Below are 559 nucleotides of genomic sequence, written 5' to 3' on the forward strand. Positions count from 1 at the left end.
AGGAAGCATATGATCACAGGTGGAGATTTACGTCAATCAAGACTTGATATTGGTTATAAAACGTTCACGATCTCGCCCTGGGTGGTGAAGGTATTAAAAGAAACTGATGGTGATGATTTCGCTTTAGCAAAGGCAATCAACGCTTTCAAATTCATGTCGTCAGATATGTTGACGGAATCATTCAAGGTTAATCCGGATGTTCATGTGAACACGAAGAGCAACTTAAATTCAGAAGTGTTTATGGAGATTGCATACAAAATTGGAATCAATGGTGATTTTTTTGAATCTTACATTCACATCATTGATTCCGTTTTGTTAAAAAATAGAAACGCTATCGCTCATGGTGAAAATACATCTGTGAGTGCTCAGCCATCCCCTCATATGAGCGAGGCGTGGCGCGGCTTCTGAGGTATGATCGCCATCCTTGACCAGCTAATACCCAACAGACTATCCCCATGTTTAAGCACGAACTAATCCTCAACCACATCGACGATATATTTGGACAGGACATGCATGCCAAGCGTGTTCTTTCCCTCGCCAATGCTACCCTCGGGGTTAT

At 42.0% G+C, this 559-nt stretch carries 1 protein-coding gene; it reads left to right on the forward strand.

Annotated elements, in window-relative coordinates; genetic code table 11:
* The coding region (locus ACYVG7_RS09880) for a HEPN domain-containing protein (protein ID WP_460882967.1) at positions 1–408 on the forward strand (408 nt) is incomplete at its 5' end.
* Positions 409–559: the final 151 nt, after the last annotated feature.

The sequence above is a fragment of the Pseudaeromonas pectinilytica genome (genome assembly GCF_054780855.1).